The organism is Microcystis sp. LE19-41.2A, from assembly GCF_027530405.1.
In the GTDB taxonomy this organism is placed as follows: Bacteria; Cyanobacteriota; Cyanobacteriia; order Cyanobacteriales; family Microcystaceae; genus Microcystis; species Microcystis aeruginosa.
This window is the reverse complement of sequence record NZ_JAPZQJ010000281.1, coordinates 1-6671: the sequence shown is the minus strand read 5'-3', so window position 1 is coordinate 6671 and position 6671 is coordinate 1. Positions and strand designations below refer to the sequence as shown.

The 6671-nt window shown below is 42.5% G+C and carries 5 protein-coding genes and 2 pseudogenes; 4 read left to right on the top strand and 3 right to left on the bottom strand.

Annotation, left to right across the window (positions count from 1 at the left end):
• Nucleotides 1-654: hypothetical protein (locus O9290_RS11995; protein ID WP_288087094.1), on the top strand; the 654-nt coding region annotated here is incomplete at its 5' end.
• A 103-nt stretch (nucleotides 655-757) separates the two neighbouring features.
• On the opposite strand, the gene O9290_RS11990 is transcribed toward O9290_RS11995, so the two are convergent.
• Together O9290_RS11990 and O9290_RS11985 are read right to left on the bottom strand one after the other, a co-directional pair.
• Complete coding sequence (locus O9290_RS11990) at nucleotides 758-1090, bottom strand: hypothetical protein (RefSeq protein ID WP_004268142.1); 333 nt, start codon at nucleotides 1088-1090, stop codon at nucleotides 758-760.
• Nucleotides 1080-3095, bottom strand: coding sequence for a CHAT domain-containing protein (locus tag O9290_RS11985; protein WP_288087092.1), 2016 nt, complete (start codon nucleotides 3093-3095; stop codon nucleotides 1080-1082). The genes O9290_RS11990 and O9290_RS11985 overlap by 11 nt, the downstream gene beginning before the upstream one ends.
• Between O9290_RS11985 and O9290_RS11980 the strand changes: the two are divergent.
• Nucleotides 3079-3481 (top strand): annotated as a pseudogene (locus tag O9290_RS11980) (bluetail domain-containing putative surface protein); the annotation flags it as partial. The gene O9290_RS11985 and the pseudogene O9290_RS11980 sit on opposite strands and share 17 nt — an antisense overlap.
• 543 nt (nucleotides 3482-4024) lie before the next feature.
• Nucleotides 4025-4537, top strand: coding sequence for a dihem cytochrome c family protein (locus tag O9290_RS11975; protein WP_288059212.1), 513 nt, complete (start codon nucleotides 4025-4027; stop codon nucleotides 4535-4537).
• 112 nt (nucleotides 4538-4649) lie between these two features.
• On the opposite strand, the gene O9290_RS11970 is transcribed toward O9290_RS11975, so the two are convergent.
• On the bottom strand, nucleotides 4650-5504 hold the full coding sequence (locus O9290_RS11970) for a helix-turn-helix domain-containing protein (RefSeq protein ID WP_002760887.1): 855 nt from the start codon (nucleotides 5502-5504) through the stop codon (nucleotides 4650-4652).
• A 90-nt stretch (nucleotides 5505-5594) separates the two neighbouring features.
• Between O9290_RS11970 and O9290_RS11965 the strand changes: the two are divergent.
• Nucleotides 5595-6533 (top strand): annotated as a pseudogene (locus tag O9290_RS11965) (RNA-guided endonuclease InsQ/TnpB family protein); the annotation flags it as partial.
• Between the last annotated feature and the right edge of the window lie 138 nt (nucleotides 6534-6671).

Here is a 6671-nt window from a genome sequence, read left to right as displayed (position 1 = left end):
GATGAACGAGTAAATTGGCGACCAGATTCCTATAATTATACTATCGCCGGCTGTGAAGTGAGTCTGAAATTCCCAACAGTCAAATTACTGGACTATGAGGAAAGCTGGTCAGAACTAGAAGCAAGCAGCAATCCCTTTGCTATAATAGTCATGGCACACCTGAAAACAAAAGCGACTACCGGGAAGCTGCCACAACGGGAACAGTGGAAGTGGAGGTTAATCAGGGGATTATATGAAAAGGAGTTCGAGAGGGAACAGATAATTAAACTGTTTGAAATCATCGACAATATGATGACTTTATCCCCTGAATTACAGTCAAGTTTAGAGAGTAAAATCAAACAATTTGAGGAGGAAAGAACCATGCCTTTAGTAAGTAATATGGAGTTACGAGGAATAGAACGCGGTAAGGAAATTGGCAAGGAAATTGGTAAGGAAATTGGTAAAGAAATAGGCAAGGAAATTGGAGCGTTAGAAAATGCTCGTGATTTTGTCAAAACAGTTTTGCAAGCTCGCTTAGGTGAAGTTCCTTTAGATGTGGAACAATACCTGAATAAAGTTTCGGTACTATCTACATTACAAGAGATTGTTAAATTAGCAGCTACTGCTAATTCTCTCGCAGAATTTAAGCAGTCTTTGGCAAAAATCCAATCCTAGAACTTCTTTAGAAAACGGGTTTCTTTGAGAAACTCTTTGAGAAACCCGTTGTCTTTGAGAGACCGGATACCGACCTCTGGCTTTTTGTTTTGATGGTGGACATTTACTTCGTTTTCTGTATTTTTGGCTGCAAAGTTGTAGATAGGGTAACTTTCATCGTGTTTGTATTGGCTGTTTCTGCTCCAATGTTGAAAAACAGATATTTGAGTCCTCCCTGCGCCTTTAGGCTGACTGAACCATTAATTTCAACAGTCAACTGACTTTCTACATCTACCTTGCTTGAAAGAGCTTCCATCACAGATTCAAAGAGTTCTTGCAACTGAACTGCGACGGTTTCCTCTTGTGGTCCCAAAGTAGTCAGGATTTCCTCATCCTCAGTTTGTAAGCTACTAACTGAAGCTGGATCGACGGCTGTGGCATATACTTTAATTGGCATGGTCTTCCTCCTTGGAATTTTTTTGCTGTACAATCGAGAAATCTGGATCGCCATAAATACAATACAGTAGCCAAAATAAGTTTCTCTCATTGGCTGCAACTTCTTTGGCTTTGGCTACAGCCTGTCCGATAGTAATTTTCTCATCTGGGTTGAATAATTCACGGTAAACAATTTCGGCAAAGTTGACGGCATATTTCACTGGTACGGCTCCTAAAGTTCCAATGAAAGCATCTGCACCACGCTGATAAAATTTCCAGCCAAAACTGCTAAATTTTCCAAAGGTTAACACGGGAACGGTTGAAGCACAGGCGTTAGCAAACACAAGACTACCTGGCTCAAGGGGTAGCCTTAGAATGGTTTCAGGAAGCAAGTTTTCAATTCGGGTTTTGTTTTTATCGCCAGCAATTTGGAGTAGGTGCGGTTCTAAATGTCCGTGACAGGTAAAATGAAGCGCATCTGTGCCTGGAATAGCTTTTACAAGGGACGAAATTGGCTGTTTAGCTAACAATTGTACCGCTTCCGGGGGGAGAAGATTAGAGAATAGATGGGTAGCTCGCTCTGCTTCCGAGGAAGGTACATCTCCACCGACAATATTGACAATCCGCTTGATTTGTCTTTTTCCCTTACTTTCAGGTCTATTTCTTTTTGGTAAATCTTGACTATCGCTGAGGCGAGGAGAGCGAGCAATAATAAACTTCTTTCCCCAAAAATCTTCGCCGTCGTACATTAATTCCCAAGGAATCCACTGTTCATTAGTGGAGATAATGACAGGAGAACCAATCTTCCAAGTTCCCATTTGTTTGGCCACTTCAGAGGGAATTAACATCTCGAACAAGTTAGCGCCAACACTCTGAAGATTGAAACAGATACTCTCCCAACGCTCATCAGAGGGGTTTCCTTGTTGCACTACTTCTGTCAGGAAAGCATTCAAACTTCGCAAATCATCTTCAATTTGTTGCTGAATATTAGGAATTGTTTTCTCCCACTCGCCTAAGCGATTCGCTGGGAAAATGGTATAGAGTAATTTACTTTCTCTCTCAATCCAAGTAACATTAAGTGTATGTTTATCGGGATTAACCGTCATACTTTCTAAGTTTTTGAGACCATCAATTGGGTCTTCCATTGATAAAACTTTTGGCGATATTTCATGATACCAGTAGGAACTTACATAAGTTAGAACGATTACATACCCAACTCTTGTTGCTCCTCTGAAAAACTCAATCTCAATAACTTGCTCACCTCTTTCAAGAGGAACAAGGGTAAAAATCACTTCGTTGGAATCGCCTTTAACTGGAACAGTCAACTGCTGCTGATAAGGTCTTATGGCAAATGCTGGAGCAGTAACCTTGACATTTAGTTTAACTTGCTTAGTATTACGTCCTACTGTAAGCAAAATTTTTTCTTGAACACGAGTAAATTCTGGAATCTCTTGAGTTAGCTGAATCTTTAACTCAGCTTTTTGCTCAAGAACACATTCTGATGGGAATTCGATTCGAGTGTGGCGTTCAATTAGGCGTTGCATATTTACACATGGTTCCATTAAATCTTCCTCGTCATCCTCAGAAGTTGCAGGGAGTTCCATTAAAGGTTCCATTAAATCTTCCTCGTCATCTTCAGAAGTTGCAAGGGTTTCCACCAAAACTACTGATAAGCTTGTTTCTGGATGAGTCAGCAGTTGAAATTGAATACAGAAATCAGCCAACTCGAAATATTGATTTTTAATAGCTTTATAAGCTGTCTCAAGGAGGTCCAAATCGACTTGGCTCAGAATAGTTGCAAATTCAGCTACAAGGCTTTGAGTTTCAGCAGCAAATTTCTTTAAGAGAGTATCAGCTTCACTAAACTTATTTTGTCCCAACAATGCAGCAAGTTGTACGAGTTGCCTATTGCGAGTGTTAGGAAAGTATGCAGCCAAAGCATAAGCCTCGGCGAATTCCCCTTCTCCCAGAAGAGCGACAATCGGTTGCAGCCAAGTTTCACGAGGTGTTTCACTGCGAGTTTCCATTTCCTATACCCTTTCTGACAACGTGGAAAATCTCGTCCTCACTGGTACTGGTAATCTTAATGGCACGGGTAATGCCTTGTCAATTTGGTGCGGCCATTAATGCCCCTGTCGCTTTTACCCGGGCAACAGATAGCACCACGACCAATATTAACACCATTGTTACTAACGTCTTTACCGATGCTAATGGCGCAACAGCCGGAAATCAAGCTATCGGGATGAACAGTGCTGCTTTAGTGCGGGTTGCTAATACTACTACCACTTACCTAATTATCAACGACGGTACGGGGGGTTTCCAAAGTGCTAATGATTTGGTGATTAATCTCACCGGGTTAACGGGTAGTTTACCGGCGCTCGGCCCTATTCCAGTCAATAGTTTCTTTGTCTAGATTGATGGGGTAATTCTCCCCTTTTAATGCTCCCGTTGAAGTAATTTTGATACAAAAAAAGTTAAGAGGCTCTTCTCGACTTTGTGTTATAAGTAGCTGGTTATAATTAAATTAAAAATGGATTTTGCCTCTGATCCCCCCTTAGTCCCCCCTTGATAAGGGGGGTGCCGATCCCCCCTTAGTCCCCCCTTGATAAGGGGGGCATCTGATAATTTTTAACGCCTACCTACTTAATTTTTGCTTAGGAAACCGTGAAATACCTATCAAGCAAGACTTTTAGGGCTATTTTGACGTTCGGCGATGCTCAGTCGGGCCGCGGAAGAAACTAGAAAATATCAGTATAGACCTCGTTTCCACACATAAACCAGAAGAACCCAAATACTGATGGGCAGTCAGGAGTTTAAGCTTGTGGAGAGACTGTAAGAATCCTTGGGATTCGTCTCAAAAAGCAGGTTTCTGTGAAGCAAGAATCTCCCATCACACAGCTTGGCATTGTGATGGCGAGAGTGTCAAAATTGTGTTCAATTACTCGTCATCCCAGTCATGCCTTCCAGCGGTCAAGTGAAATCGATTTTTTTTCTTATCCTCTTTCTCCTCAGTATTCTAGGGGGTATTCTACTGGCTTCGCTACTTCAACAACCAGCGATCGCCCAATCTCCCTCCTCGGATACAGTGCTGAATCGTTATCAAATTGGACAGCAAACCTATCTAGAAAATTGTGCCACTTGCCATATTGCCATTCCTCCCAGCATCCTACCCAGTCAAACTTGGAAAAAAATCCTAGAAAATCCTAATTCTCACTATGGTATCCGTTTAAAACCAATTGTTGGCATTACTCAGCGTCTTATCTGGGATTATCTCAGTTATTCTTCCCGCCCTCTTACCCAGACTACTTTTGTTCCCCTCCTAATTGAACAGTCCACCTATGTAAAGGTTTTGCATCCTAGGGTCAATTTACCCACTCCTCTCGGTCATACCACCTGTGTCAGCTGTCATCCTAACGCTTCCCGCTACGATTATCAGACCCTTACCCCCATCTGGGATGATGCAGCCTGATCAGTGATCAGTGATCAGTTATCAGGAGTCGGGAGTCAGGAGATTATTTTTTTTATTCTTCCCAACACCCCATCACCCCAACACCCCATCTTCCCACACCCCACACCCAATCCTACTGAGGGGGTGCAGTTAGGGTGATTTCGCCAATTTGGCCAGCTTTACCCATTAATTGGGCAGGTTTTTCGTTAAGAGAGATTTTAACACCGCCAGCATTGCCCGATCGAATATTTAAACTCTTTTGGGCTGTCCAAGTTTGTTTAGTCCCAGGTTGGAGATTGCCTTCATGGACTTTTTTGCCATCGGCAATTACCCTTACCCAAGCGGCCTGTTCAATAGTTACCTGGGCTGAGAGGGGAACTTTTGACTGAGGAGAAGGGGAAGGAGAGGCTATCGGTGCGGGAGGGACTACCGGCGCGGGGGAAACCACGGGGGAAGGAGAGGGAGTAACGGCAGGGGGGTTAGAGAGAGGGGGACGGAGGAAAAGATAGCCAATACCACAAAATATGCCCGCCAGCAAGCCTAGCCAGAGATACATCCCGAAAAAGGTTGATTTAGCCGGTTGGGGGCTAGTTTCCAGGGCTGGTTTTTCTGGTTTCACCGGTTCCACTTTTGGGGCAGCGGGTTCAGCCTTGGGGAGAGGGGTAACTTTTGTGGGCAGTGTTTTCGGGATAGTTACCTCTTGAGCTAATTGTTCCGCACTAGGAGACAAGCGATCGGCTAAAGCTTTACCATCAATTTTTAGAGCATCACCGTAGCGTTTGATAAATCCCTTGACATAAATTAATTCTGGTAATTTCTCCCAATTCCCCGTTTCCAACGCTTCTAGCATCGGCAATCTAATCATCGTCAGGGCGGCGATATCGTCTATGCTCAGGCAGCTTTCTTCTCGTTTTTGACGTAAATAAGTCCCGATTTCCTTGATTTGTTCGGCTTGTAGGGGACTGAGTTGACTCATAATTCCAGTCATCGAAAATTTGGGTCTGAAACCCCGTCGTTCTACGACGGCTTTACTGTTAAATATTAGCGCATTTACACGATATATGCTAGAGTGCGAGATATGGAAAAAGCCTACTCGTTCCGATTTTACCCCACACCCGAACAAGAGTCGCTATTGCGGCGCACGTTGGGCTGTGTAAGATTGGTTTACAACAAAGCTCTCCATGTCAGAACACAAGCATGGTACGAAAAGCAAGAAAGAGTAGGCTACGCTCAAACTTCTTCAATGCTAACCGAGTGGAAAAAACAAGAAGAATTAGACTTTCTCAATGAAGTAAGCTGTGTACCCTTACAACAAGGGTTAAGACACCTACAAACAGCTTTTACCAATTTCTTTGCTGGTCGTACTAAGTATCCTAACTTTAAGAAAAAACATCAGGGAGGAAGCGCCGAATTTACCAAATCTGCTTTTAAGTTCAAAGACAGACAAATCTATTTAGCTAAATGCACAGAACCTTTACCTATTCGATGGTCAAGACAAATCCCAGAAAGCTGTGAACCAAGCACAGTAACAGTCAGATTACATCCCTCAGGGCGTTGGCATATTTCAATTAGATTTGATGACCCAACGATTAAGCCATTACCAGTAACAGATAAAGCCATTGGAATTGACTTAGGAATTAGTAGCCTTGTGATTACTAGCGATGGTGACAAAGTATCTAATCCTAAGCATTTTAAAAAGCATTATCAGAGACTGCGAAAAGACCCAAAAAGCCTTTCTAGGAAGAAAAAAGGCTCAAAGAATCGAGAAAAAGCGAGAATCAAACTAGCCAGAATTAACGCCCAAATTACTGATAACAGAAAAGACCATTTACATAAGCTAACCACTCAATTAGTTCGTGAAAATCAAACGATTGTGGTTGAGAATTTAGCTGTCAAGAATATGGTCAAAAAACCGAAATTATCTCAGGCAATATCTGATGTAAGCTGGGGAGAAATCCCTCGACAATTAGCCTATAAATGCCGTTGGTATGGGAGAAATTACATCGAAATAGATAGGGAGCATCTCACCTTTGCAATGAGCATAAATACTTAGTGGAAAAATAGGCTTTTCGAGGGTAATTCTTGTTTTAATTCTCCATGTACGCAGTCTTTAAAAGCCTCTATTTCGTTCCAAGACACGATTAAGAGTGGCTTT

Excerpts from the sequence above, each read along its gene's own strand:
- O9290_RS11990 (WP_004268142.1), bottom strand. The coding sequence starts at position 1,090 with ATGCCAATTAAAGTATATGCCACAGCCGTCGATCCAGCTTCAGTTAGT.
- O9290_RS11985 (WP_288087092.1), bottom strand. The coding sequence starts at position 3,095 with ATGGAAACTCGCAGTGAAACACCTCGTGAAACTTGGCTGCAACCGATT.
- O9290_RS11975 (WP_288059212.1), top strand. The coding sequence starts at position 4,025 with ATGCCTTCCAGCGGTCAAGTGAAATCGATTTTTTTTCTTATCCTCTTT.
- O9290_RS11970 (WP_002760887.1), bottom strand. The coding sequence starts at position 5,504 with ATGACTGGAATTATGAGTCAACTCAGTCCCCTACAAGCCGAACAAATC.